Raw genomic sequence first — 25032 nt, 5'->3', positions numbered from 1 at the left:
GCCGTCCCCGATCCTGCTTGGATCTGGACGGCGATTTGATTTTGGGGTCTCCCGTGGGACAGTATGTGCTATCTGTTGGGAGCGGTCGTTGAACTTGCTGCATTCAGGCCCTGATCGGGCAAGTGACGGCTGGCTCGAAAGGTTGCCGCCACGACAAGAATGCCGATGAGGAACGTAATGATACTAGCGACATGCAGCGCGGATTGAGCTCCCGAGACGAAGGCGCTGATGATGGCGGCTTGTTGATTAGGGGCCGCCAAAATCGCATCTGCGACTGTATGGGGGACGGCATCTTGCTGAAGATTTACTGGAAGATGCCGGGTAAAGGATTCAGTGAGTACCGTACCCACGATCGCGACGCCAAGGGCGCTTCCAAGTTCCCGGGTTGCCGATTGAAGCCCCCCGGCGACGCCAGCCTGCTCGGCGGGCAAGGCCGACGTGATCTCTGCGGTCAAGCAGGGCAGCGCAAGGGCAATGCCGACCCCGATCAGGACCAACCAAGCCGCGTAAGCGAGATAAGGCTGGTAGACGGCCGACGCCAAGCCGAATAAGCCAATGCTGACGGCAAGGAAAGCAGCCGACAGCGTTGCGGGGATGCCGATGCGTTTCACCAGATCGGGAACGAATCGTGTTCCGAACATCATGGGGATCGAGATGGGAACGATAGCAAACCCCGCTTGGAGTACAGAATAATCACGTCCATACTGAAGAAGGGATGCATTGAGATAGAACAGACCGAAGCTGCCGAAGAACAGCACAAGCATCCCTAGGCTGGCAGTGCTGAGCAGGAGGATCCGGAACAGACGGGGATCCAGCACAGGGTGACGGACCTTTAGCTCAACCGCGACCCAGATCGCGCCGAGGATCACACTGACCGTAAATGCGGTGATGACCAACGAGCTGTTCCAACCGTATTCCGGCCCCCCAATAATGCCGATTAGGAGAGCGACCATCGCGGCGACAAGTAAAACGGTGCCGGCGGGATCTAGACCGCGGGGGCTGCGCTCGCTTCGTTGAACGGCAAGGGATGTCCATAGCGCGAGGAGAAGCGCGAACGGCACGATGCCCCAGAACAGAGCCCTCCATGAACCGACAGCCAGCAAGGCTCCTCCGGCGATATTGCCCACAAGTCCCCCCAAGCCGGTGGTCATCCCCCAGATGGCGAGCGCGCGGACGCGCCGGTCCGGTGCGGTTGCGTGTACCAGCACCCCAACGCAGTTGGGGAGCACCAGCGCGGCACCAACCCCAGTAATCGCACGTCCCAGCAGCAGGCTGGTCACATTGGCCGAAGCAGCGGAAATCGCCGCGCCGACTGCGAAGGTGACAAGCCCGGCGATAAGAATGCCCTTACGCCCAAATCGATCACCGGCTGCGCCGCCCGGGATCACGAGGCACGCGAATAAGATGACATAAATATCAACGATCCAGAGCAGCTCGGATGAACTCGGATGCAGGCTGCTGGAGGCGAGAATCGGTACGGCCAGATTGGTGGCGGCGACCAGGCCTACGACCAGGACGGTGCAGGCGCACACGCATGCCAAGACTAACCCCGGATGCCGTGATGGGTTCAATCGGTTATCCAATATCTTCATCCCGTGACCTCCTTGCCGCTTTTTGAGGGCGTTGTTTTTCGCCCATCGCATCGTCAGGATGCTGTCGACACCCGAAGGCATTGGCCGCTTCCATATTCGATATTTAGTCATAACGAACCCGTCCCATGCGCTAAAAAAGGTAATTACGATTGCTTTAGAAGTTCAGCTTCTCCATCTCTTTGCCTCTCTTGTGCAATCCTTCCAAGACTTCCTTCGGCACTTTTCGGAACTTCAAATCTTCCCCCAGGAACAGCAGCCAATGAATCGTCTCGGCGAGTTCCTCGGGTTCGTTGACTTGGACAACCATCTTCAGCATGGCGGTGGTTTGATACGGATTGGTATAGGAAATGAATGCTTTTAAGGGATGATATTTTTTGTACTGGGCAATGGCACGGGGGCCGAGTTCCAGGATTAGGTTGTATGCTTCCTCTTGCTTGCCAAGGAGCTCCAGAATTTTCTTTCGGCTCATTCGTTTCTTGGGAGAGTAGAGCTCGACTTGAGTAAGCTGGTCGACGGAGAACATTCGTTTCTTCTCTTCCTGTAAATCCAATACTTCCATCCACCACAGACTTCTCTCACGATAAAGGTGCAACAGAAAAACCGGATACGAGTTGATTCCATCGCCTTCTTCCAGGGTAATCCATAAATAGCTGTCGATGAGCAGGTGTTGAATCAGCTTCTCCAGTATTGGATGGGGAAGGTCCGAAAGCTCCAATAGATCGGGATTATGCGGGTTGGTCCCTTCAAAGAGCAGGATTTCATCCAGGAGCAGGAGATCGTCCTGTTGGTTTTTCGAGATCAGCCCCAGCAATTTTTCGGCTAAGGATTGGCGACTCTTGAGATACGGAAGCTGGGCGTTTCTGGTGGCCATGAAGGCGATGAACAGCGCTTTGACCTCGTTATCCGTAAACCGCACGGCAGGCAGGATCGAGTTGTGCATCACCGAATAACCGCCGTCCCGTCCAACCTCAGCAACGAGCGGCATTCCTAAAGCTTCGATCTCGCGGATGTCTCGGATCGCCGTCGAGCGGGAGATGTTAAATTCCTGCATAATTTCCGTGATGGTAAAGTGGGACCGATTGTTGATATAACGCATGATGGTGTTAATCCGTTCAACTTTTTTCATCGTGACTCCTAAACAGGTTCATTTTTTGACATGATTTAAAGTTATGATAAACCCATCAAGAACAGAAAACAAATTTAAAAAGAGAGTAGGTTTTAAAACATGGCGAATTATGTTTTGGAAGAGAAGGACAGCTTTACGGTCTTTGGTCTGGGCACAGAATTAAAAAGTCATTACACGGATTTTGCCGGCATCAATCAGGAAAAATCGAGTTTCTGGCAAGCCGTCACTGAGGACGGTCGACTCAACCAACTCAAAGCGATTGCGGAGAACGATTATGTCTTTACCGTCAACGAAGCGGTTAATAACAAGATGATGTATTACGTTGGCGTACTTAGCCGTGAAACGCTGCCGAATGCCGAAGGCTCCCGGGTCATTCAGTTCCCGAAGGGAGAGTACGTAATTGTCAAAGGGGAAGGCACCGCGCCGGATGAACTAAGTAATCAGCTGGCGGGGATCGCTTTTGGCCAAGTTCTGCCGGAACTGAATCAAGTTGCTTATGTTGGCGGGCCCAACACCGCCGTCTTGATGGAACAAGCGAATGGCCGCGTCGCGGGAGAAATGTGGATCCCTGTCGTAAGGAAATAGAGAAGAAGAGGAGGGGCAAGCATGTCCTATGTCGTTGATTTCAAAAATGTATCTACTGTCGGTTTAGAGTCCTCTCCTGTAGCAGAGGCATTAGCCGGACTGCGAGCCAATGAGGCGCGTTATTTTATGAACAAATATAAGCATGTGTTTACGGTTGAGCCAGCCAGCGAAAGCCAGGAAACCCTGGATTACGTGAACCGAATCTTAAAAGAAGAACGGGGGATCGAGTTCTCGGCAAAGCCGTTAGAAACGTCGTTTTTTCAGGTGGAAAACATCCGGTGGGCGTTCGTCTTCTACGAGGACGGCTTAGGGGTTAACGTCATGTACACCCTGGACGATCCAAAGAAACGGGCCGTGGGCTTTAAGCTGTCTGAAGGCATGGAGGTTCCGAAGGAGCTGGAGGAGAAGAAGTTCAAATTTGCCCGGCAGAAGTCGAAATTGGCCGGTACGATCCGGGGCTCGTTCTTCGTGATTAAGGGCGAGTATTCATATAGCTGACAGGAGGGCCGTTCAACGTTGAGCGGCCTTTTCTTCTTGATGCAACACCGGGCGAAATCAAGAAATTTGGGCTTCAATCGCGGCTTTGTCGATGACGGACCACACTTGCTTGATTTTTCCGCCTTCATACTTGTAAATGACATTTTCATAAAACAACACGCTTCGTCCATTGATCGGCAAACCCATAAATTGCCCCTTAGGTGTGACATCAAAGCGTAAGCGGCTCGAAAGATAGGGCGGCTCACAAACGAGAATATCGATATTAAAATAGAGATCCGGAATATCTCGGTAATCGCCCTCCAGCATTTGGCGGTAACCGGCTAAGCCGATTGGCTGCTCATTATAGCGAACATCCTCATGCACAAATCGGCCCAGTTGTGACAAGTCCCGTTTATTCAAACTGCTGATATATTCTCGGTAGATGGCTTTCAACAGAAATTCCACGGAAGTGACATCCTTTCTGTCCAGATTCAACACCCTCAATCCGAGTTATTGTATTCAACGAACTTCGTACGGATGCAAAACGGTCATAAAAAAGCCCCCAATCGGGGGCCCTTATTGCTGGTGGTTGTGAAGCAGAATATCAACTTATTCACCTTTAGCAATCAGACGAACGGCCTTAGCAATAGCCTCCTTCGTTTCCGTCGGAAAGTTCACAGCATTCGGGTCGTGCGAAGGCCCGAAAGGATGAGTTGGCGTCCAGGCAGTTGCTAAAGCCATGATGGCAGTCAAAAGAAAGCCGGGAGTGAATGTCTTTCCCACCAGACCTTCGTTTTGTGCATCCATGATCGCTTTGATTTTCTTGTCACGCACGGAGGCGCGCTCGGATAGCGTGTCTTCTTTCCGCTCTAAACTATACCATGACATTAACCTTACAATTTGTGGATTTGTCATCGCCCAATCGAATACTCTTTTGGCATAACCCGCAAGATCCTCAGGTGTGAAAACAATTTCCTCATAAACACGTGTTAAGTGTCTTTCGAGGACGGTTGTAAATAGCGTTTCTTTATTCTCAAAGTAAACGTAAATTAAATTCTTATTGCAACCCGCGTTTTTAGCAATGCGGTCAACACGTGCTCCAGCAATACCATAGGCAGAGAACTCATCCAAAGCAGCCTCCATGATCCTCTCTCTTGTTGCCTCAGCGTTTCTCAATGGGTGCCCCTCCTTATTGAAGCCTGGATTTAGGATTTATTATATCATAAAAACACAGTTGACTAACTAGTTAATTAGTATTATTATATAACCAACCAGTTAGTTAATGCAGTGTCGCCTACCAGGATGATGACTAGTGATACTGGATAAACTATCTGGTGAATCCAATGAAGAATGGAGAGAATGCACAATGACACAAACCAATCCAAAGATTGCTATCGTCACAGGGGGAAGTCGGGGTATTGGCAGAAGTACTGTTTTAGCCCTTGCAAACCATGGTGTCGATTCAATCTTCACATATCGTTCTAATCAAGAAGAAGCAGAGAAAGTTGTCTCCGAGATCCGAGAAACCGGACGTAAGGCAATCGCCCTACAACTTGATGCAAGCAATGTCCGTACTTTTGACGCTTTTGTACAAAATGTACAAGATGCGCTAAAAGAAATGGGCGCTACCAAATTTGACTACCTCGTAAACAACGCGGGGATCTCTCACCATAACTCATTCGAGAAGACGACAGAGGAAGAGTTGGATCGTTTGTACGAAGTACACTTCAAGGGAGTCTTCTTCCTGACACAGAAACTGTTGCCGCTTATCAATGATGGCGGTCGAATTGTAAACATCTCCACTGGACTTACACGCTTTGCGGTTCCGGAGAGTGGTGCTTACGCATCCGTGAAAGGTGCTATTGAGGTTCTCACTAAGTATTTGGCCAAAGAGTTGGGACCACGTGGAATCACCGCCAACGTTGTTGCGCCGGGTGCGATCGCTACAGATTTTAGCGGACTCCGCACGAATGATGATCTCAAGAAGCTGATCGGGGGAATGACGGCGCTCGGTCGTGTCGGGGAACCAGAGGACGTTGCAGGGGCTATCGCTTCGTTGCTGTCCGACGAGAACCGTTGGGTTAATGCTCAACGTATTGAGGTTTCAGGAGGCATGTCTCTTTAATCTCAGAAGGGGGCGCATTTCTTGACCAACCTAAGAAACAAAGTCGCATTGATAACCGGATCTGGACGAGGAATCGGTAAAGCCATCGCAGAAAGATATGCGTCTTTAGGGGCCGATATTGCCGTAAATTATACGAGTGATAAGGCTGCCGCAGAAGCTACCGTTTCCAGCTTGCAAGCATACGGAGTGAAGGCGATTGCTATTCAAGCTGATATCAGCCAAGTAGCCGAGGTCCGGAAAATGTTCCAAATCGCACTCCAGGAATTAGGGAAAATTGATATTGTCGTTGCGAACGCCGGTATCGAGCTTGTAAACATCCCGACAGTTGATATTACGGAAGAACAATTTGACAGATTATTTCAAGTCAACACCAAGGGTGCATTCTTTACCATTCAAGAAGCGGCCAAACACGTAGCAGATAACGGACGCATCATCTATGTTTCATCAAGCACAACCACTAGTGCTATGGCTGGGTACTCCTTATATGGCAGCAGCAAGGTAGCACCGATGTATCTTGTCGAGGCGCTGGCGAAGGAAATCGGATACCGAGGGGTCACTGTGAATACGATCGTACCAACGGTTATCGAGGGTGCGGGATTATGGACAAACCCGGGAGAACGAGCACAACTTAGAGATGCTCTTATCCAAGCCCATCCTATGCGGCGATTAGGCACGTTGGACGATGTGGCCAATGTAGCTGAATTTTTTGCCAGTGACTTATCCTCCTATGTGAGTGGTCAACGTCTGTTAGTTAGCGGCGGTGCCCTTCAATAATGAGCGGTTTGCTCCGAGGGATGACATAACATATATTAAATAAGGTGACAGAAAGGCCGTCCAATATGGAACGGCCTTTCTATCTTTCATATATTATTCCGGCGTCCCTTGAGTAACCCCGTGAATGTAGGTTTGCCAGGGGGTATCGAGCGCCCCTTGCCCGGGGTTATAGGTGAAGAAGTACTCCACCACATCGCCTTGGCTTAGGTTGTTCACCGCATAGGTATAGTTGCCGTTCCCCACCGGGGTCATGGCGACATTGAGCTGCACACCGTTATTGATCTTATAGTGCAGATCCGCAAAAGTCGCGCCGTTAACGTAGAACAACAGGTTATCGCCGGTTTTCTTCAGTCCCTTCACTTGATCGCCGATCACAATCGTGGAGGGCGTGCCCGGATCTCCCGGGTTCCCGGGATTTTGACCGCCGCTGCCATTGCCGTTGTCCTTATAGACACGCACATAATCGACTTGCATCGTGGCCGGGATATCACCAGGTCCTGGGGCGATGCCGCCGTCGAAGTTACCGCCGATCGCCAGGTTCATGATGAGGTAGAACGGCTGATCAAAAGGTGCATTCGGGTTGTTTGGCGCAGCCGTGGAATACCATTGATCCCGGGTGGCCTTAAAGAAGAACTTGCCGTCTACATACCATTTAATGTTGTCCTCTTCCCAAACGACGGAGTAGACATGGAAGTCATTGGCGATCGTTTGCCCGGATGGGAAGTTGTATTCACCCGAGAGATGGGTATTGGCCGGCCATTGTCCGCCGAAGTGAATCGCGCCGGAAGACTTGCCGGGCAGACGACCGCGAGCTTCCATAACATCGATCTCACCGGAAGCGGCCCAAGTGCCGTAGGCTTGATCCTGCGGCAGCATCCACAGCGCCGGCCAAATGCCGTTCCCCGTAGGCAGCTTCGCGCGGAAATCGACTCGGCCATATTTTAACGAGAAGTGATCTTTAGTGTTCACTTTACCGGACGAGTATTGTGCATAACGACTAGGATCCTGCGGGAACGATTTGGGATCATTCAGCGCCCGGATATTTAACTTGCCGTCCTGAACGAAGACATTTTGCGGACTGTCCGTATAATGCTGCAGCTCCGCGTTGCCCCAGCCCCAAGTGCCCGGATCATCATTCAGGTAGTATCCCTGTTCATAATTCCATTTGCTTAGATCCAGCTGAGTCCCGTCAAATTCGTCCTGCCAGATGAGGGTCAACCCGTCGATGTTCGGATTGCTTGGCGTACTCAGCGGGATATCCTCTTGATCGGAATCATCCGGCCGCGGGGCGTTAGGATTACCGATAAAGGTGTAAGTGACGTAGTTGTTGCCCACGTTACCGCCCTTTTGCCCATTTAAAGGATAGCCGATACGGATTTGCATATCCTGTTGGATCGGCTGGAACCACAGGCCATAGATGTAGTCAGCCCAATAGCCCCATTGGTTCGCGCTGGACAGGTTATTGTAACCATTCGCAGAATAGACGAACCCGCTTTGACTGGAATCCGCCAGATCTACCCACTGACCGTTGATGTTGATCTGATACACGAAGTTCTCCAGTTCCGAGGCAATGGGAGCGCCTCCGTCAATTTTCGGCAGGGGCAGACCAATGGCGCCGCTTTCATTTGCGGTGAACGTCGTTCCCTCATAAGGCGTTAGAGTGTACGAATTTCTTACCGGTTCATTAAAAATAATCGTATACACGAGGCTCGCTGATGAAGTTTTCGATTCCAATTTCACGTTGATGGACTCCGTGACGTTGAACCAGTAACCGCCGCCGCCATCGGTGAATTGGCCGAAGTTCTGATCATAGATCCAGCCGCTGGCCGGATTGTTGTCGATATCGATCCAGGTGCTGCTGTTCACTGGCTTCACATACACCTTCAAGTCGTCGGCTACCGCAGCATAAGGAATCGATGGATCGTTGTTGAACACGGGATAGGTGAAGCCTGCCCCGCCTGTAAAACCAGCGGTAATAACCGGACCTTGCGTAGGTGTCATTGATGTGATTGTGGTGGTGTTGATATTTTGGAAGACGAGAGTGTAGTTAAGGGTAACCCCGTTTGCCTTGGAGTAGAGCTGAATCTCTGTGGTTGCGGAAAGGACGAACCAATATCCGGTAAAGCCGCTGTCATACCAGTGGCCCCAGTTCTGGTTGTAGACAAAGCTGCTGAGACTGTCGATGTCGACCCAGTTGCCGTTCACTTTCACCTTAACGCCTAAATCTTGCACGACATCGTTCCAGGTTGCCGAACCGCCATTAAAAATAGGCATCACAAAGCCGTAGCTCGCTTGTCCAACTCCCGACTTGGTGATGACCGGCCCGTCTGCGGGTGAGAAGTAGCTCATCGATGTAATGGTGGTCTCGGCTGCCTGAGCCGGTGTCGGCACAAAACCGATGCCAACTGCCATGATGACCGCCAGAAACATGCTGAGTACGCTTCGAGCGAACCGCCTTTCTACATAGTGAGTCCGTTTCATAAATACCCTCCCTTTATTGTCCTCATTCTCCTAACCAGTGCACACTAGGAAAATCCTTACATAGGAGAACGCTTTCATTCTAACAATCCGGTCATCTGATGAGTAGGCACCAGATTTCGGGTAGGGTGCTCTTTTTTTAGGGAGGCAAGCAAGTGCTAAAAATTTTAAATAAAAGAACCTTCCTCTGAAAGGGATTCAGTAGGAGAAATAGAATATAATAGAGGTCTCTTCCGGATTTTGCCTATCACCAAGGCGTCCTGGGCGAATCGATTTCATATCGGGAGTCGAATGGCGACTAGGGAGGAAATCGGTTAGATATCTCCATTTTTCCTGTAAGGAGGCTTATATGAACGGAACCCCCCTGGACCTGCAGTTATTGGAAAAAATGAAGCCGGAGCTTACCGCGTTCTGCTACCGCATGTTAGGATCGATCGATGACGCGGACGATGCGGTTCAGGAGATTTTTATTCGCGTGTGGCAGAGCTGGAGCTCGTTCCGGCAGGATTCCTCGCCGAAGACATGGATCTATCGGATCGCTTCCAACCTCTGTTTGGATAAACTAAGGCAAGCGAAACGCCGGGTGCTTCCCATCGACCTGTCTGATCCGGCGAGCTCGATCGTGGAACCTCGGGAGACGTTACCCGATTCCGCCTGGATATGGCTGGCCCCTGATTTTGGCGAAAATCCCGAGGAGGCGCTCATCCGCAAGGATACCCTGCAACTCTGCTTCATTGCGCTTCTGCAGACTTTGCCTCCCCGACAACGAGCCGTATTAATTCTGAAGGATGTCTTTGATTGGTCATCCAAGCAAATCGCGGAGACGCTGGGGATGTCGGCGGCAGCCGTGAACAGTGCGTTGCAAAGAGCAAGGGAGACGATGAACCGGACCCAGCTTCGTTCCGATGAGCTCAGCCGCATGGAAGGTGAGCCGGACGCGGAGCTGCTGTCGCGTTATGTAGATGCCTTCGAGCAATTTGATATCGACCGGTTGGTCGCCTTATTTCATGAGGAAGGCTGCATGTCCATGCCGCCATTCCCGATGTGGATTCGCGGCCGAGAGGATTTGGCGAAATTCTTCTCGCTTACCCGGTGGCATTGCGAAGGTTCTCGGTTTATACCGGTAAAGGTTAACGGTGGGTACCCGGCGCTTGCGCAGTACATGCCAAGCCGAGAAGGGGATCACCTGGTGCCTTGGGGGATTCATGTCCTTGAAACGAAAGAAGATCATATTTTGCATGTGCAGAATTTTATTAATACGAAATTATTTTTGCGTTTAGGGCTGCCGGAGCAAATCAACCGATGAATTTCGAATTTGCGTTACGTCTATAGGAATGTAAAGTCAAAAAACAATCCTATTTGAAAGAGGTGCCTTTGTAAAATGGAAACGAATCAACCAACCAAAGTTACTGTACAAACGGTCATTCAAGCCCCGGTAGAAAAGGTGTGGAGCTGCTGGACGGAACCTCAGCACATTACGAAGTGGAATCAAGCATCCGAGGATTGGCATTCGCCAAGATCGGAGAATGACTTGCGCCCCGGCGGGAAGTTTCTGACTCGGATGGAAGCGAAGGATGGCAGTGAAGGCTTTGATTTTGGCGGTGTGTACGATGACGTGAAAACGCATGAGTTCATCTCCTATACGATGGGGGATGGAAGACGAGTGGAGATCACCTTCGCTGCCGAAGGCCAAGGGACGAAGGTCGTTGAGACGTTTGATGCGGAGAACACGCATCCGGTCGAATTCCAACAAGCCGGCTGGCAAGCGATCATGGATAACTTCAAAAAGTATGTGGAAGCAACCTAAGGTATAAAACGGGCGCCAAAGTGGGCGCCTTTATTCTTTTGGCAAGCTTCGTTAAACATAATTTTTCCCATAGACGAATCATTGATCGCGAGCTACACTAGGGAAGGCGTCAAAGCAAATTACCTAGTAGGAGCTCGTAAAAACGTGACACTAACTGAACGTATACCATCATGGAAGAAACTTAGCCTATTCGCTGTAACTTGGCCGATCTTTATCGATTCGGTGTTACGGATGATGCTGGGCACCGTTGACGTGTTTATGCTGAGCCGCATTTCCGATACGGCAACCGGCGCGGTGGGCTTAGCGAATGAGATTATCTATTTCTGTATTCTGATGTTTGGATTTGTGGGCATCGGAACGAGTGTGGCCGTTTCGCAGTATATCGGTGCTGGGCGAGAGAAAGAAGCAAGCCGCGTCTCGGCGCTGGCCATTACGATGAACCTGATCTTCGGGATCTTCGTCAGCCTCGTTCTGGTTGGCTTAGGCGAGCCGCTTCTGCGGCTGCTCAACTTAAATGAGGAACAAATTGGCATTGCCAGCCATTATCTGAAGATCATCGGCGGCTTTATGTGGATCGAGGCGCTGTCTTATGCCGTATCGTCGGTTATTCGTTCGAGCGGCAACACCAAAAGCGTCATGTATGTGACGCTGGGCGTGAATCTTCTCCACGTGACCGGCAACTATCTGCTGATCTTCGGGAACCTCGGATTTCCGGAAATGGGCGTGACCGGTGCAGCGATCTCGACCGTCGTCAGCCGGTTTGTCGGCATCCTTGTTCTGTTCTTCATCTTGTATCGCCGGGTTCCTGCTCCGATTCACGGGAAAGACTACGTGACTTGGAACGGGACGTATGCGAAGCAGATCCTAAGCGTGGGGCTGCCTGCGGCGGGAGAGCATCTTGCTTGGCAATCGCAGTACCTGATGATCATGGGCTTCGTTAATATGATTAGCATTACTGCATTAAATACGCATGTTTATGTGATGAACATCTCCAACTATTTTATGGCATTGGCCGCGTCGATTGGGGCGGGGACGGAGATTATCGTCGGACAAATGGTTGGAGCAGGGGCGATGAAGGCCGCCTACAAGCGATTGATGAAAAGCGTACGGATCAGCTTTCTGCTCACCTTGGCCATTGTGGGGACGGCTTCGATCTTCCGACATGACCTCATCGGGTTGTTCACCGAAGATCCTGCGATTATCGCAACCGGAGCCAGCATCTTCCTGCTGTCGATCGTGCTTGAACCCGGCCGGACCTTCAATATGGTAATCATTAATTCGCTCCGCGCCGCCGGGGATGCACGCTTCCCCGTTCTAATGGGCGTATGCTCGATGTGGGGCGTCTCGGTGCCGCTGGCTTACCTGCTGGGTGTTCACCTGGAGATAGGACTCCTTGGCATATGGATTGCGTTTGCGGTGGATGAATGGCTGCGCGGACTCATCATGCTGCTTCGCTGGAGAAGCCGGGCTTGGGAGAAGAAAGCACTCGTCAAGCCGGTGTCCGTATCAGAGGAAGGTGTAGGGTTATCTGCTTGAGGCCGCTCGGCAAAGTAAAGGCAAATACGACATCCGAAATCAAAACAGACCCAAGCTAACTTTCAGGCTTGGGTCTGTTTGTTGGTTAAATGATACATTGACACATGAAAATTAATGTAATAAGATGAAAATGCACAAAAATTTAGTTATCATTAATAACTAATTTGGAGATTTTCGAGGTGAAAGGGGGATTTGATGAATTCTCCACCCCAAATATATCGTGATCTTGGGTTGATGATGAGACCGCTCGCAGTTCAAATCAACGAAATATTGCGAGAACATGGCATTCAACCTTTGGAATGGATCGTATTGGTTGAGTTGATTCAAGATGAAGCCTTAACAGCTGCTGATTTGGCCCAAAGGCTAACGATTGAAAAACCAAACGTTACAAGAATCCTCAAGGACCTTGTACAGGCAGGGTATGTGAGTGTTGAGATTTCCAGAGAAGACAAGCGCAAGAAACATCTCCATGTAACTGAGAAAGGCCGCGCCATATATAGACAAGTGCGTGTTTTTATTGATGCTTTAGACAGAGAGATTACGGCCGGCATCACGGAGGAAGAGCAACAATTGTTTTTGAACATCATCCATCGAATTCGACAAAATATAATCAAGGGAGTTGGGGAGAAAGGCAGTGAGTGGAATTAAGGATAAACTATGGACCAAAGATTTTCTTACCGTTTCGGTGATTAACTTCTTTGTCATTCTAATTTTTTACTTATTGATGGTTACGACAGCCTCGTTCGTCGTTAGTGAATATCATGCTTCAGCCAGTCAAGGCGGGCTTGCTACCGGGATTTATATCGTCGGAACATTGATCGGCCGCCTGTTTACAGGGCGTGTGATTAACTCGGCTGGTACCAAAAAGGTATTAGTCATTGGCTTGATTGCCTTTATTATTACGACAGGACTTTATGTTGTATATGCTGGGATCTGGCTGTTTCTCATCATACGTCTAGTGAACGGAATGGCCGCCGGGATTGCATCCACCGCTACGGGCACGATGGTTGCGCAAATTGTCCCCATCTCCCGGAAGAGTGAGGGGATTGGCTACTTCAGTATGAGCAGTACGCTGGGTACGGCCATTGGGCCATTTTTGGGGATCACCCTGAGCCAGAATACGTCCTACACGAACATCTTCTTGTTCTGTTTGGCATTGGCCGTTGTCGCGTTCATCATTAGCTTTATTCTGAAGGCACCTGCAGTACCGACCTCCAAAGCCCATACGGTAACCGAGAAACCAAAACAGGCTTTCAGCTTTAAACACTATATTGAACCGAACGCGATTTCCATCGCCATTGTGACCTTCCTGATGTCTTTTGGCTATGCGGCCATCCTATCTTTCATTAATTTCTTTGCCCAGGAACGGGATCTTGTTACCGCATCGAGCTTCTTCTTCCTAGTCTATGCCATAGCGATCTTGTTAACCCGTCCATTCAGCGGCCGTCTGATGGATACCAGAGGATCGAATTATGTGATGGTTCCATGCTTTATTCTCTTTGCAGGGGGCCTTGTCTTAGTTAGCGGTGCCTACTCTGGACTTATTCTATTGGTTGCGGCGGCAATCATTGGCGCTGGGTTTGGGAATCTGCAATCAGGGGCACAAGCCATAGCGGTTCGTGTTACACCCGCAGAACGTACAGGTCTGGCTACATCCACTTTCTTTATTGCCTTAGATGCAGGGCTTGGCTTTGGCCCTTCGCTTCTCGGTATTGTGGAACCGATCATTGGTTATAGCTCCTTGTTTATCGGCTTAGCGGTCCTTGCCCTCCTGTCACTGGTCATTTATATGCTTCTGCATGGCCGGAGAGACAAGCAATTAATTGCAAGAGCGAATTAAGAAAGAATGATCACGCATAATAAACAAGGAGGGGCGCCTGAGATGGCGTCCCTTGATGCATTTACATTTAGTTTGAGGCGGCTGGCTTGCTGTCCGTGGAGAAGGCAATCTCCTTTTGAGCTTCAAGCTCGCTTCATCCCGAAGCGGCTTCTTCTTGTTACGTTCCATCTCCATTACTCAATAGAATCTTTCGTGGCTTGGTAGAGCTGTTCCGTATATTTGTCGATATCGTCGCGGGACATCCGCAGGCGGGCAACCGAAGAACCGTACCCAATTTCCTGCTTGCCTTCGGCTAAACCTTGGAAAATGCCTTCCGTGAACGCATCCAGCGGTTCCCCATGGGTATGCAAGCCGCCTCCTCCCAAATCGGTGTTTACTGCCGGAGGAGCAATTTCAATCACTTCAACCGATGTGGCAGACAACTGGTGTCTTAAGCTCATTGTGAAAGAGTGAAGCGCGGCCTTGGTTGCGGAATAGACTGGTGCAATCGCAAAGGGAGTATACGCCAAACCAGAAGTAATGTTCACAATGGCTGCCGATTCTTTCGTCGCGAAATATGGAGCGAACAACAGGGACAAATGAATCGGTGCATCGAGGTTCGTGGTAATCTCCTTGCTGTATTCGAGCCAGTTGTCTCTCGCATCCGCTTTGAGCACGTTGTAGCGCAGTTGAATCCCGGCATTATTAATCAGCACGTTCACGTCGGGATAGTTGGTTGTTACCCAATCAAACAAGGCGACACGATCGCTTTCTTGGGCCAAGTCGCACACCCGGGTGATTAAACCGGGAACTTGCTTCCGAGCTTGCTCAAGCACGCTTTCCCGCCGACCGATAACGATGACCGTATTACCGCTTTGCACAAATCTCTCTGCAAAGGCGAGTCCGATCCCGGAGCCGCCGCCAGTAATCAAGATCGTATTTCCAGAAAGTTTCATTGGTTCTCTTTACCTCGTAGTTGTTTTTGATAAAGATCGATTTTATAATCAATCTCTTTCAGGTGTTCCTGCATTAGCACGATTTCATCCAGCACATTTTGCTTATGCTTCAATAGCATGTCGAGTCGGTTCTCTACTGTAGAGTCTCCCTCTACAACCCAGTCCATATATTGCTTAATCTGGTTGATGGGCATATTAGTATTCTTGAGGCAGGTGACGATTTGAAGCAACGCCAATTGACGTTCCGAAAATAATCGTCTGCCCGCCTCGTCCCGTTTGATAAACGGGAGAAGACCTTTTTTCTCATAAAAACGCAAGGTGGACTCTGGTATATGATACATGGCTGCAGCTTCGCCAATGGTATAGTACTTCATCATGGAGGCCTCCTAATCTTAAGGAATTCTTGTCGACAACCCATATGATACGACTTAAACCTTAGTTTAAGTCAACTGTGCTTCTTCGCATTTACTTTTGCTTGTCCGAGTGCAGTATAATAAGGGAGGAGTGAAGACCAAACAAAGAGAGGAGCCAAAAGAAAATGGCACAATCCTTAAAAGGAAAAGTTGCGATCATCACCGGAGCAGCACGGGGCATTGGCAAAGCAACCGCCGTTGCCTTAGCGAAGGAAGGCGTTCATATTGGATTAATGGCAAGAACGGAGTCGACGTTGAAGCAAGTTGCTGCTGAACTGGAGGGGCTGGGGGTGAAGGTCGCTTACGCGGCAGCCGACATCGCCTCGAAGGAACAAGTGGATGCGGCGGTTGAGAAGCTGAAGAACGAGCTGGGAGCTGCGGATATTCTAATCAATAACGCGGGAATCGCTACCTTTGGCACGTTGTTGGAGATGGACCCGGCTGAATGGAAAGGCATGATCGACACCAATGTGTTGGGTACCTATTATGTAACACGAGCTGTACTCCCTCAAATGGTCGAAAAAAATAGCGGAGACATCATCAACATCTCTTCGACGAACGGCCTGAACGGGGCGGCAACCGCAAGTGCCTACAGCGCTTCAAAATTCGCGGTGATCGGGTTTACCGAGTCGCTTGCGCAAGAAGTTCGCCGCAACAACATTCGGGTATCGGCACTAACGCCAAGTACCGTAGCAACGGATTTGGCGCTGGATTTGAATCTGATCAAGGACAACAATGAGTCCAAATATATTCAAGCGGAAGATTTGGCGGAATTCATCGTCAACCAACTGAAGCTCAGCCAACGCGTTTATGTGAAAACGGCCAGCTTTATTGCGACAAATCCGTTTTAAGCGATAGAGTACGTTGTTATGTTTTTAATAACAGGAAGGAGCTGTCCCATAAGTGAATAATAATCAATTGTAGAAGACAGCTCGTCATGAGAAATCAAAGTACTTAACTAAAAGATGAGGATGGCGCAGAAATAACCCTGCGCCATCCTCAGTTTGTTTCGGTCTATAGCGGTCTCCCGTCATACGTATGTGCCTAATGTTTGTTCGACCCTCACTACGTATACGGACGAAGATGAAGGGTTAGAGAAGCGAATCTAACGATTTCTTGAGCTCTGGGTGAAGCTGCAGCGCGTTCAAGATTATCCGCAACGCTTCTGCGCGCGTGGCACGGCTCTTCGGTTCGAATCTTCCCGCCCCTTTGCCGCTGACGATACCTGCCTGTGCTTCCGCTATGATCTTCTCTGCTGCATAAGCACCGTCCAGATCATTGAAATGACCTTTGATCGTATCCTTCTCCAGTACGTCCAGATTGACAATAAACGATATCATGACCACCATCTCTTCACGCGTGATCGTCTGATTCGGCCTGAACGTACCGTCTGGATAGCCTCTTATTACACCCGCTGCCGCAAGCTTCTCAATATCCTCTTTAGCCCAGCTCCCCTCTATATCCTTCAATTCCATGCTTATATTGCTGCCGTCTCTATTATGAATATGGAACACGCGATTTAGAATCCTTGCAAACTCAGCCCGTGTGATCGCATTGTTCGGCCTGAATAAGCCATCCGGATAACCGGTAATCAACTTCAATCGGTCGAAGATCTCAATGGTCTTTACAGCCCAATGTTCCCTCGTGTCAGCAAACTCGCTTTCCGCATTTGCTTCCTTCGCTTCTGCCGCTTTGATTTTAAGCCTCTCTACGAGTTCATCTTCATCAATAATGTATTTATTATAAATCGTATCCTCTTCTGTTGCGGGCTCAGGATCTGCCGGAGTTTCGCTTGGAGGTGGATTATCTGCCGGAGTTACGGAAGGTGCATTGCTGCCGCCGTTGTCACTTACCGGGTCTGACCCTGTTGCCGGAAATACAGCCGTCACCACCCCCGAATTCACCGCATTCGTCACCGATGTCGCACCTGCTACCGTAAAGAAATCCGCCGGAACCCCCGTTAACGTGTATCCTATGTTAGGCGTAACCGTAATCGTTGCGATGTAGACCGTATTCGCCCTAAATACGCTATTCGCCGGCGACCACTCGATCGTTGCCGCATATTCAGACGTCCCCGGCAATGTTGAAACCGGAATCTGCCCCCTCGCCGGCACCGTCACCCCAGTAATCTCTGCTATGCTGATCGTTGCCGCAGGCTTGATATCCGCTGATGTTACATTTAATATTCGCACTTTCGAAGCGGGTTGCAGCAGGGTCTTCTTCATTCGAACATATATCTGATCGCCTTCATCGACTTCTATATTGTCAACGAACGTATCTGATATATCCTGATATTCGCCTGCGTTAACGCTATACTCCATCAAATCGGAGACGCCCACCAACTTCGTCGTACCAGACGTTGAGCCCTGTTCCAATAAGGCCGCAGGTGCTTCTGCCGGTTGGATGTCGATATATCTGACCGTCTTGGTTACACTACCCAATTCTGGTTGCGAGGCGAATTGAATCGTAATTCTATCCCCCACGTTAACCGGAATGTTATCGTATACTGCACTCGTAATCGAATTGAATGATGAAGCCTCTACCGAAAATTCCATTCCATTCTCAACTTGCGTCAGCTTCGTTGTTCCTGCATCCGTGCCTGGTGTTAACTGAATATTTCTGATTTCCGGATATTGACCATCTTGTATACGCCAGATGACATGATTCCAATCAGCAAACGTAGATGCCAATTTCATATCTTCATTTGACTTGCCTATACCTTTGCCTGAATCCGATTGTCGAGTCGTATTGATGTCATAGAAGCTGTTTTGAACCGTACCATAGTTATATCCCGCCAAACCGCCTGTAAACGTATAACCACTTACTGCACCCGTTGCAAAACTATTTTGAATGACACCATGGTTATATGCCGCCAAGCCGCCTACATAACCCCCACCACTTGTGTTTACCGCTGCATAGCTGTTTCGAATGGTACCTTTATTATATCCTACCAAGCCGCCGTCAAAATCAGCACCACTCACTGTCCCCCTTGCATAACTGTTTTCAATGATGCCGCCGTCAATCCAACCTGCCAAACCGCCTACATTACCTACACTGTCACGATGAACACTGATGTCCTCTAGCCAAATGTTCTTCAATGTTGCCCCTGTGGTTCTTTCAAATAAACCTACATTGTATTGAGTTGAATAGATATACAATTTCGAAATCACATAACCATTGCCGTCAAAAACCCCCTGAAAATTAGGGATTGGCACCCAGTTACCCATACTTGAAAGATCAATATCAGCTGTTAGGACGAAATATTTGCCTGCTGTCGAATGGTTTCTGACCTCATTAAGCTGTTCAGCAGTTGCGATCTGGTAAGGATCATTGGCCGTTCCTGCCCCTCCGGCAAAGCTCTCTGCCGCATACGCTTTGCCCTCATATTTCGTGAACAATCCTGGTAAGCTTCCCATCACCATCAGAATGATAAGGAATGCCGGGATTGCCCTTATCATTGTTTTCTTCATACTGGTCCCCCCAATCTCCGGAATAAGTTTCCAAGCTCTATTTAATACTGTACGGTACAGTTTTATTATTACTGTATATAGGGCTACAATGTCTGTCAAGTTAAGAACGACAAGAAGAGGCTTCCCCAAAGTCATCCTAGACGATAACTTTCGGGACAGCCTCTTTTTTTGTTAGGAGACATTGCTCTTAAACTATCCCTATTGTATAGAGGAAAAATATGCTAATTACTCAGGGGAATTGTCCAGTCGTGATTATGAACTAGCTCATACATTGGAGCGTATAGACTTATATCCCAAGAAAAGAGGTGTTAAGCCTTTGACGGCTGTTCAGGACATACAGCAAAAGGCGACGTACGATTTCGGCAAGTTGCCGTTGACCTTCTGGGAATATACGGAACAAGGATCTTCGGCGACAGGGTTTCAGACGAAGAAGCCCGGCTTATCGATTTACTTTGCTCCAATGGAAGTATTATTTGTAAGCAAAGGAGGCGGAAAATACGAGGAGCTTGTTCTACAGTTTCTCGAGTCCAATGCGAACGTAACCATGGAAGGCCGTGACCCTGCGGAGGGAAAGATTCATTATTTAGTTGGGAACGATCCCGGGCAGTGGAGGAGAAACCTGCCAACCTACCATGAAATCATCTATCGTGACTTATGGGCAGGTATAGATCTGATCTTCAAAGGCGACGGCAATAAGCTGAAATATGATCTTGTGGTCCATCCATCAGCGGATATCGCTTCGATTCGCTTGGCGTACCGTGGTGCAGAGAGCCTATCCCTAGATAGGGATGGGAATCTTCAGATCCATATGAGACAAGGCGTAAAGCAGGAAGCTAAACCGGTAAGTTATCAGGATATTGATGGTAAACGAGTGCCAGTAGAAAGCCGGTTTGTTCTTCATAGCAATGCTCAAGGCTGCCATAGCTTTGGCTTCCAGGTGGACTCCGATTATCATCCCGAATATCCCATCATTATTGATCCGGTCTTAATTTACTCTACTTATCTTGGCGGGGATGAAATTGACTCAGGACTGCATATCGTTGTTGATGATTCAGGCCAAGCATATGTTGCTGGGAGCACCTCTTCTGACAACTTTCCGACCACTCCAGGTGCCTTTAGTCAGACCTTTGCCGGGGATACAGATGCGTTTATTACCAAGCTGAATGAGACAGGTACCGCACTTGTTTTCTCCACTTATCTGGGTGGCAGCGCCTTTGATAGAGCGACGAGCCTTGCCATTGATGCGGCTGGTAATGTGTTTATTACAGGAGAGACGCGATCACCAGATTTCCCCGTTACGCCAGGGGCATTCCAGACGACATTTTTGGGGGTCAACTCCGTCTTTGTCACCAAATTGGATGCAACCGGGTCATCCTTGATTTATTCTACCTATCTGGAGGGGAGCGGTGATGAGACCGGTAATGATATTGCGATTGATGCCTCAGGTAATGCTTATGTCACAGGGGTAACCACGTCGAGTGACTTTCCGGTCACACCCGGGGCATTTCAGACCTCTGCACCAGGAATCATTAACGGCTTTGTCACTAAATTAAACGCTGCTGGGAGTGCGCTTGTTTTTTCAACCTACCTGGGCGGATCCTCCTTTAATTTTGGCACGGGAATTGTCATTACAGCGCTAGGGAATCCGATTGTAAGCGGAAGTACTTTCTCGGATGACTTTCCAGTCACGGCAAACGCAGCTCAACCCGCGTTTGGAGGAATTGAAGATGCCTTTGTTACAAGGTTCGATCCGACGGGATCCACACTGGAATTTTCCACTTACATCGGCGGCAGCGATTTTGAAACAGGGGATGCCATCGCGATTGACCAACAAGAAAACGTGTATATCACCGGCTCTACAAGCTCCATGAATTTTCCGACAACGCCAGGTGCTTTTCAGACGGTACTTGGGGGTTCAATGGATGCCTTTGTGACCAAGCTCAATGCTTCGGGTACGGCGTTTCTTTACTCGAGCTATTTGGGCGGTACAGACTCCGATATAGGCTTAGACATTGTCGTTGACACAGCAGGTAATGCCTACGTAGTAGGTTCAACAGAGTCCGCTGATTTTCCAATAACTCCAGGGGCCTTTCAAAGTATATTCGGCGGCACGGAGGATGCCTTTGTGACAGTATTCAATACGGCTGGCAATGCGCTCGTCTATTCTACCTATTTAGGGGGAAGCTTAAGAGATGCGGGGAATGGAGTTGCCGTAGATAGCTCGTTTAATATTTACGTAACCGGCGCTACTTCGTCTGTTAATTTCCCGACGAGTCCTGGAGCTTTTCAAACCTCCCTTATGGGGGATCAAGACGCATTTGTCACCAAACTGGGTACTTTCTCACCGGTTCCGGGTCCACCCGGTCCACCCGGTCCTCAAGGGCCCCAGGGCGAACCGGGTCCGCAAGGTCTGCCAGGGGCTCAAGGTCCCCAAGGGCCACAAGGAGAACAAGGCCCGCAAGGTCTGCCAGGGGAGCAAGGCCCCCAAGGCCCTCAGGGGGTGCCCGGGTCGCAAGGTCAACAAGGGGAACCCGGTATGCGAGGCCCTCAGGGAATGCAGGGTGTACCTGGTCCACAGGGGCCCCAAGGAGTTCCTGGCCCCCAAGGTGAGCGTGGTCCCCGAGGCTTTATTATCATTCGGAAGAAACAGAAACGCTGCAAACGGAAGGAAAAACGGCATGTCAGACAACCCAAAAGAAAGATAAACCAAAGAAGGAAAACATCGAAAATTATAAAGATGACTAGGAAAAATGCACGAAAGCACAAAGGCAAGACCTATAAATTTACGTTTCATACAATAAATAATGTGCGATATCTCTTGAGTTACAATCGCTATCAGTTAATCAAAAGTGGTATAAAGTGTAGAATATATGCTTAGAAAATAACGTTCTGATTCTTTCTTATTAACGAGCATCCGTTAGCGATGCTTGTTTTTTATGTAATAAAACCAGCCCATTCCATCTGAATGAGCTGGTCTTGCGTCTTAAGGTTATTTCGCGATTTCTTTCAGTGAGGCGACCTCGTAGGTGATCAGCTGGCTTTCGAGAATCGGGGATTCTTTGACCTCCCCATGGGTGCCTGGTTCCGGACGCTTATGGGCTTCTTTAAAGCTATCACTGTTTCTCCACGCTGTGAAATCGTCCATGGATTCCCAATGCATGTTCACATTTAGCTCATCATGATCTGCGTGTTGCGCCAGAAGCACTTCAACTTTCACAAGCCCCTTCGTTTGATCCAGCGAACCGGAGGCCGTAAAGCCAGGAGCCATAACCGCTCCCATTCCCGTTCTTACCTTAATTCGGTTGGTGACGACGATCATTTTCACCCCTCCTTATGCCCAATTTAGTGTGCCAGATGCACCTGTGTAGCTTGCTTCAGTTTGCCATCCTCCATGCGATACACCTTATCGCAATATTCGAGCATGCGCTCATCGTGAGTGACCATTACAGCTGCAATCCCGCGTGTTTTCACTTGATTCGCGATCAGGTTGACCACTTCATGCGCACGCCGAGTATCCAGACTGGCAGTAGGCTCATCGGCCAATATCACGTTAGGTTGATTCATCAGAGCACGTGCAATCGCGGTACGTTGCTTCTCGCCGCCAGATAGTTCCTCTGGGAAGCTCTTCAGCTTCGCACCCAGCCCTAATTCCTCCAGCAGCTTCGTCGCGAGGGCTTTATCCTCTGCGCGGATCTTCCCTGACATCTTCTTCACAACCAGCAGCTGATCAAGTACGGTGAGATAAGGCACCAGGTTCGAAGACTGCATAATAAACCCGATTTCCTTTAATCGGATACTGGATAACTCTTTATCCGAGAGCTTAGAAATAGGTTGTCCATTTAAGTGAACTTCACCTTCAGAAGGTTGAAGCAACGCTCCAGCAATGGATAAGAAGGTACTTTTACCCGATCCCGAAGGGCCGACGACAGCGACGAATTCCCCCGGCTTCACGGTGATGGATACCTTGTCCAGCGCGCAGACCCGAGTGCTGCCCTCGCCATAATATTTCGATACATTCGTAAGTTGCAAACCTGTTGTTGTCATTATTCTACCCTCCCGAGTGCTTGAAGCGGATCGATTTTGGTGATTTTACGAACCGAAACTAAGGAACTTAGCACGGCAATGACCAGAAGGACAATCGAGTAGACGACGACAAGATTAGTGTCAAGATTAAACGGCATGCCCTTTGGCATGATCGCCGCTGTCCCGTAGGCTAGAAGGATGCCGATGACAATACTAACCAGGGAAAGGATAAAGACTTGAGACACGATCGCTTTGCTTAAAAATCCATTTTTGGCACCGATCGCCTTCATAATGCCAAATTGATTGGTCTTCTGCATCGTCATGACGAAGAAGAACACGCCCAACACAAATGCTGAGATTACGAATAAGAAGGCCAGCATCATTAAGATGGTACCACTCTCTTCCTTGTAGCCCGGCATGCCTTGTACCGCTTTGGCACGTGTCACAGTGTCGATATTTGCAAGTTTGCTGTTGATTGTATCCGGATCAATATCCGGTCCTTGCAGCATAATCGCGTTAACCGGCCCCTCAATGCCTTTGTCGGAGCCTGGGGCGGCAAAGGCAATTTCCCGCCATTTCGGCATGGGGATAAACACGGCTGGAAGGTGGTTATAGGTTTGATTCTCAACAAAACCGATAATCGTTAATGACACGGTGGATCCGTCCAATTTAAACGTATCGCCAAGCTGGAACCCCTCGTCTTTCATGTTGTCATTTACGATCACACCCGTTAGGTTATCCTCGGACAGCTTATCGCCTTCAATCACTTCCGGTTCAAGGAAGCTGCCAGGCAGAATTCCCAAGATTGCGATATCCACTTTATCATCACTCTTGGAGCTGTCCCCTTTCAGAGCGGTGGCCATCGTGCTCCCCATAGGAGCTGCTGCATTTACATTCGGCAGCTTCTCAGCTTCTTCCACCAATTGATCGGATAACAGGGACTTGCTCATGGAAGACTGGGACCCTTGCTCAAAAATAACATAATCGGCCTGCATATTCTTAAAAGCTGACGCCGCCAGCGAAGATAGGCCATTGCCCAAACCGGACAGGATGAATACGAGCCAAGCCATCATCACAAAAATAATGACAATCATGGCAAATTTCACTTTGCTGTGCATGATCTCTCTCATGGCTAGAAACATGATGTTCAACTCCTCATTGATTTTTGACACGTGTGTCGAATTTGGTGCGAGCTTAACAACTTCTCTTTGATTAAACACTATTTTGACACGTGTGTCAAAATAAACTTATGGAAAAAAACCCTCTTACTTCTTGGCTCCTCCCATCCATACGTCAAATAACATCTGGCTCCATTGGGGAACTGGAACGTTCATCATATTTGGCGTATTAATCAGGTTGAAAAAAACGCCGATATGGACAGGAAGCGGGATATCGTCTCTTAATTTGCCTTCTTGCTGGGCGCTCTGGAACAGACGGGTCAGCTGAACTTTGAGCAATTCGTGGGCCTGCTCCACATATTCGATATCCTGACGCGCTACATCGGAATTCGATGTCTTGATTTTATAGGCATCGTTTAAGAGCTGATGCAGCTGGTATTCTTCGAGATAGATGCCAAGCAACTCCTGAAGAGCCTGCATTGGGTCAGTCTCGTCCAGGGCGGAGGCTTTATCAACGATGGATGCAATCACGCGTTTCATGCATGCAGCAACGATTTCATCTTTGTTCGCAAAGTACTGATAGATTGTGCTTCGAGCGCCTGGCAAGTGCTCTGAGAGCATTTTAAGATTAAACCCATCATAACCATGTTCTAACACCAAACGTTTCGTAATGTTTAATAATTCGGAATGGGAGTAAGATTGTTTTCTGCCCAAGGGAAGGACTCCTTTCTTC

General features: G+C 49.2%; 23 protein-coding genes. 11 read left to right on the top strand and 12 right to left on the bottom strand.

Annotated features, from left to right (window positions below; translation table 11 throughout):
* Positions 1-68 precede the first annotated feature (68 nt).
* Positions 69-1592: an MFS transporter gene (locus tag C812_RS20190; RefSeq protein ID WP_016314503.1), complete on the bottom strand. Its 1524-nt coding sequence runs from the start codon at positions 1590-1592 to the stop codon at positions 69-71.
* 154 nt (positions 1593-1746) lie between these two features.
* Positions 1747-2718 (bottom strand): helix-turn-helix transcriptional regulator, encoded by a 972-nt coding sequence (locus tag C812_RS20185; RefSeq protein ID WP_016314502.1) that lies wholly within the window; start codon positions 2716-2718, stop codon positions 1747-1749.
* Between the two features lie 99 nt (positions 2719-2817).
* On the opposite strand from C812_RS20185, the gene C812_RS20180 reads away from it, so the two are divergent.
* Both C812_RS20180 and C812_RS20175 read left to right on the top strand, forming a co-directional pair.
* Positions 2818-3303, top strand: a complete 486-nt coding sequence (locus C812_RS20180) for a GyrI-like domain-containing protein (RefSeq protein WP_016314501.1) — start codon at positions 2818-2820, stop codon at positions 3301-3303.
* A 21-nt stretch (positions 3304-3324) separates the two neighbouring features.
* Positions 3325-3801, top strand: coding sequence for a hypothetical protein (locus C812_RS20175; RefSeq protein WP_016314500.1), 477 nt, complete (start codon positions 3325-3327; stop codon positions 3799-3801).
* 57 nt (positions 3802-3858) lie between these two features.
* On the opposite strand, the gene C812_RS20170 is transcribed toward C812_RS20175, so the two are convergent.
* Both C812_RS20170 and C812_RS20165 read right to left on the bottom strand, forming a co-directional pair.
* Positions 3859-4245, bottom strand: coding sequence for an ester cyclase (locus tag C812_RS20170; RefSeq protein WP_016314499.1), 387 nt, complete (start codon positions 4243-4245; stop codon positions 3859-3861).
* 144 nt (positions 4246-4389) lie between these two features.
* Positions 4390-4956 carry a TetR family transcriptional regulator gene (locus C812_RS20165; protein WP_016314498.1) on the bottom strand — a complete coding sequence of 189 codons (567 nt, stop codon included), beginning with the start codon at positions 4954-4956 and terminating at the stop codon, positions 4390-4392.
* A 136-nt stretch (positions 4957-5092) separates the two neighbouring features.
* Here C812_RS20165 and C812_RS20160 point away from each other — a divergent pair, with 136 nt between their 5' ends.
* Complete coding sequence (locus tag C812_RS20160; RefSeq protein ID WP_307719224.1) at positions 5093-5905, top strand: SDR family NAD(P)-dependent oxidoreductase; 813 nt, start codon at positions 5093-5095, stop codon at positions 5903-5905.
* A gap of 21 nt (positions 5906-5926) precedes the next feature.
* A complete protein-coding gene (locus tag C812_RS20155) occupies positions 5927-6679 on the top strand; it encodes an SDR family oxidoreductase (RefSeq protein WP_016314496.1) in 753 nt (250 codons plus the stop codon).
* A 93-nt stretch (positions 6680-6772) separates the two neighbouring features.
* Here C812_RS20155 and C812_RS20150 read toward each other — a convergent pair whose 3' ends face one another.
* Entirely contained in the window at positions 6773-9160 is a 2388-nt protein-coding gene (locus C812_RS20150) for a glycoside hydrolase family 16 protein (protein ID WP_016314495.1), read from the bottom strand.
* Between the two features lie 346 nt (positions 9161-9506).
* On the opposite strand from C812_RS20150, the gene C812_RS20145 reads away from it, so the two are divergent.
* From C812_RS20145 to C812_RS20125, 5 genes are all read left to right on the top strand, one after another.
* On the top strand, positions 9507-10463 hold the full coding sequence (locus tag C812_RS20145) for a sigma-70 family RNA polymerase sigma factor (protein WP_016314494.1): 957 nt from the start codon (positions 9507-9509) through the stop codon (positions 10461-10463).
* Positions 10464-10538: 75 nt separating this feature from the next.
* On the top strand, positions 10539-10964 hold the full coding sequence (locus C812_RS20140) for an SRPBCC family protein (protein WP_016314493.1): 426 nt from the start codon (positions 10539-10541) through the stop codon (positions 10962-10964).
* Positions 10965-11108: 144 nt separating this feature from the next.
* Positions 11109-12500, top strand: coding sequence for an MATE family efflux transporter (locus tag C812_RS20135; protein WP_016314492.1), 1392 nt, complete (start codon positions 11109-11111; stop codon positions 12498-12500).
* Positions 12501-12695: 195 nt separating this feature from the next.
* Positions 12696-13148: a MarR family winged helix-turn-helix transcriptional regulator gene (locus C812_RS20130; protein WP_016314491.1), complete on the top strand. Its 453-nt coding sequence runs from the start codon at positions 12696-12698 to the stop codon at positions 13146-13148.
* Positions 13135-14340 (top strand): MFS transporter, encoded by a 1206-nt coding sequence (locus tag C812_RS20125; RefSeq protein ID WP_016314490.1) that lies wholly within the window; start codon positions 13135-13137, stop codon positions 14338-14340. Before C812_RS20130 ends, C812_RS20125 begins: the two co-directional genes overlap by 14 nt.
* A 173-nt stretch (positions 14341-14513) precedes the next feature.
* On the opposite strand, the gene C812_RS20120 is transcribed toward C812_RS20125, so the two are convergent.
* Positions 14514-15275, bottom strand: a complete 762-nt coding sequence (locus C812_RS20120; RefSeq protein ID WP_016314489.1) for an SDR family oxidoreductase — start codon at positions 15273-15275, stop codon at positions 14514-14516.
* Complete coding sequence (locus C812_RS20115) at positions 15272-15649, bottom strand: MerR family transcriptional regulator (protein WP_036626035.1); 378 nt, start codon at positions 15647-15649, stop codon at positions 15272-15274. Before C812_RS20115 ends, C812_RS20120 begins: the two co-directional genes overlap by 4 nt.
* A gap of 164 nt (positions 15650-15813) precedes the next feature.
* Here C812_RS20115 and C812_RS20110 point away from each other — a divergent pair, with 164 nt between their 5' ends.
* Entirely contained in the window at positions 15814-16539 is a 726-nt protein-coding gene (locus C812_RS20110) for a 3-ketoacyl-ACP reductase (RefSeq protein ID WP_016314487.1), read from the top strand.
* Positions 16540-16779: 240 nt separating this feature from the next.
* Here the strand turns inward: C812_RS20110 and C812_RS21690 are convergent, their stop codons facing one another.
* A complete protein-coding gene (locus C812_RS21690; RefSeq protein ID WP_016314486.1) occupies positions 16780-19158 on the bottom strand; it encodes an S-layer homology domain-containing protein in 2379 nt (792 codons plus the stop codon).
* Positions 19159-19474: 316 nt separating this feature from the next.
* Here C812_RS21690 and C812_RS21685 point away from each other — a divergent pair, with 316 nt between their 5' ends.
* Positions 19475-22036 carry a DUF7948 domain-containing protein gene (locus tag C812_RS21685; RefSeq protein ID WP_016314485.1) on the top strand — a complete coding sequence of 854 codons (2562 nt, stop codon included), beginning with the start codon at positions 19475-19477 and terminating at the stop codon, positions 22034-22036.
* 111 nt (positions 22037-22147) lie between these two features.
* On the opposite strand, the gene C812_RS20090 is transcribed toward C812_RS21685, so the two are convergent.
* The 4 genes from C812_RS20090 to C812_RS20075 form a co-directional block, all read right to left on the bottom strand.
* Positions 22148-22477: a heme oxygenase gene (locus tag C812_RS20090; RefSeq protein ID WP_016314484.1), complete on the bottom strand. Its 330-nt coding sequence runs from the start codon at positions 22475-22477 to the stop codon at positions 22148-22150.
* Positions 22478-22500: 23 nt separating this feature from the next.
* On the bottom strand, positions 22501-23202 hold the full coding sequence (locus C812_RS20085; RefSeq protein ID WP_016314483.1) for an ABC transporter ATP-binding protein: 702 nt from the start codon (positions 23200-23202) through the stop codon (positions 22501-22503).
* Complete coding sequence (locus tag C812_RS20080; RefSeq protein WP_016314482.1) at positions 23202-24323, bottom strand: ABC transporter permease; 1122 nt, start codon at positions 24321-24323, stop codon at positions 23202-23204. Before C812_RS20080 ends, C812_RS20085 begins: the two co-directional genes overlap by 1 nt.
* Positions 24324-24446: 123 nt before the next feature.
* Complete coding sequence (locus tag C812_RS20075; RefSeq protein WP_016314481.1) at positions 24447-25013, bottom strand: TetR/AcrR family transcriptional regulator; 567 nt, start codon at positions 25011-25013, stop codon at positions 24447-24449.
* Positions 25014-25032 lie beyond the last annotated feature (19 nt).

It is taken from the genome of Paenibacillus barengoltzii G22 (genome assembly GCF_000403375.2).
In the GTDB taxonomy this organism is placed as follows: domain Bacteria; phylum Bacillota; class Bacilli; order Paenibacillales; family Paenibacillaceae; genus Fontibacillus; species Fontibacillus barengoltzii.
This window is presented reverse-complemented; position numbering and strand designations above follow the sequence as displayed.

Bases quoted from the DNA above. Each gene is read 5' to 3' on its own strand.
- C812_RS20190 (WP_016314503.1), bottom strand. From the start codon at position 1,592: ATGAAGATATTGGATAACCGATTGAACCCATCACGGCATCCGGGGTTA.
- C812_RS20185 (WP_016314502.1), bottom strand. From the start codon at position 2,718: ATGAAAAAAGTTGAACGGATTAACACCATCATGCGTTATATCAACAAT.
- C812_RS20180 (WP_016314501.1), top strand. From the start codon at position 2,818: ATGGCGAATTATGTTTTGGAAGAGAAGGACAGCTTTACGGTCTTTGGT.
- C812_RS20175 (WP_016314500.1), top strand. From the start codon at position 3,325: ATGTCCTATGTCGTTGATTTCAAAAATGTATCTACTGTCGGTTTAGAG.
- C812_RS20150 (WP_016314495.1), bottom strand. From the start codon at position 9,160: ATGAAACGGACTCACTATGTAGAAAGGCGGTTCGCTCGAAGCGTACTC.
- C812_RS20145 (WP_016314494.1), top strand. From the start codon at position 9,507: ATGAACGGAACCCCCCTGGACCTGCAGTTATTGGAAAAAATGAAGCCG.
- C812_RS20140 (WP_016314493.1), top strand. From the start codon at position 10,539: ATGGAAACGAATCAACCAACCAAAGTTACTGTACAAACGGTCATTCAA.
- C812_RS20130 (WP_016314491.1), top strand. From the start codon at position 12,696: ATGAATTCTCCACCCCAAATATATCGTGATCTTGGGTTGATGATGAGA.
- C812_RS20120 (WP_016314489.1), bottom strand. From the start codon at position 15,275: ATGAAACTTTCTGGAAATACGATCTTGATTACTGGCGGCGGCTCCGGG.
- C812_RS20115 (WP_036626035.1), bottom strand. From the start codon at position 15,649: ATGAAGTACTATACCATTGGCGAAGCTGCAGCCATGTATCATATACCA.
- C812_RS20110 (WP_016314487.1), top strand. From the start codon at position 15,814: ATGGCACAATCCTTAAAAGGAAAAGTTGCGATCATCACCGGAGCAGCA.
- C812_RS21690 (WP_016314486.1), bottom strand. From the start codon at position 19,158: ATGAAGAAAACAATGATAAGGGCAATCCCGGCATTCCTTATCATTCTG.
- C812_RS20090 (WP_016314484.1), bottom strand. From the start codon at position 22,477: ATGATCGTCGTCACCAACCGAATTAAGGTAAGAACGGGAATGGGAGCG.
- C812_RS20085 (WP_016314483.1), bottom strand. From the start codon at position 23,202: ATGACAACAACAGGTTTGCAACTTACGAATGTATCGAAATATTATGGC.
- C812_RS20080 (WP_016314482.1), bottom strand. From the start codon at position 24,323: ATGTTTCTAGCCATGAGAGAGATCATGCACAGCAAAGTGAAATTTGCC.